At 40.8% G+C, this 348-nt stretch carries 1 protein-coding gene; it reads left to right on the top strand.

Annotated features, from left to right (window positions below; translation table 11 throughout):
* Positions 1–16: 16 nt before the first annotated feature.
* On the top strand, positions 17–348 hold a 332-nt coding region (locus AB4486_RS25505), incomplete at its 3' end, for a DUF4870 family protein (protein WP_372119518.1).

Genomic DNA, 348 nt, shown 5'->3' with positions numbered 1-348 from the left:
CCTAGGAATCAATCACATGGAAAATACTGAAGTAATTAATACGGGGCTCTCAGAGAAGGACAAAAATGCAAAAACTCATGCCATCATCGCGTATGCGTTAATGCTATTAGGCTTCTTTACTGGTATTAGTTTTCTTGCAGGTGGTATTTGGGGCATCGTTAAAAAGTCCGATGCTCAAGGGACTGTCTTTGCGGATCACTACGACAACATCACCAAAACATTCTTTGTTTCGATTGTGCTTACTATCATTGGCGCTCTAACAGCCGTTTTTGTTATTGGCTATGTTGTTCTTCTTGTTGCCGCGATCTACACGCTTTGGAAGTTGATTGCTGGTTTAGCAAAAATTAC

It is taken from the genome of Vibrio sp. 10N.222.55.C6 (assembly GCF_041473395.1).
Taxonomy (GTDB): domain Bacteria; phylum Pseudomonadota; class Gammaproteobacteria; order Enterobacterales; family Vibrionaceae; genus Vibrio; species Vibrio crassostreae_C.
Note: the sequence above shows the minus strand (reverse complement) of the source record. Positions and strands in the feature narration are given on the sequence as shown.